We start from the raw sequence: 448 nt of genomic DNA, 5'->3' as shown, positions 1-448 counted from the left end.
GAGCGCGAGATCGAGGAGCGCCCGGGGCAGGGGCGCCCGCTCCGGATCGGCCAGGGTCGCGGCCAGGTCGCGGCCGCCCGGTCGCGTGAGGACCACGTCCTCGCCGAACACCAGCGAATCGAGGCGGCGCGGGCCGGCCGATTCGGCGACGGGGCCCGGGATCAGGTGCGCGGGCGCCCGGTGGACCACGTGGAGGGCCCGCACGGTCCAGGGCAGGGGCAGGGCGGCGAGCGCCGCCTCGATCAGGGACGGGACCACGAGCCGGGTCGGCACCGGCCGCATCAGGCCGGCGCGGAACCCCGCCTCGTCGAAGGGAATCACGGTCTCGAGGCTGGCCCCGGCCGCCAGCGCCGCGCCGAGGCCGGTGACGGCGGACGAACGGATCCTGACGCTCCTGCCGGCCCACGACCTGCGCGGGCTGGTCACCGGCCTCGGCGCGGCGCTGGCG

General features: G+C 78.6%; 1 pseudogene. It reads right to left on the bottom strand.

The window, feature by feature from the left end:
- Positions 1-426 (bottom strand): annotated as a pseudogene (locus FV228_RS32635) (hypothetical protein); the annotation flags it as partial.
- Positions 427-448 lie beyond the last annotated feature (22 nt).

It is taken from the genome of Methylobacterium sp. WL18 (genome assembly GCF_008040015.1).
GTDB lineage: Bacteria > Pseudomonadota > Alphaproteobacteria > Rhizobiales > Beijerinckiaceae > Methylobacterium > Methylobacterium mesophilicum.
Note: the sequence above shows the minus strand (reverse complement) of the source record. Positions and strands in the feature narration are given on the sequence as shown.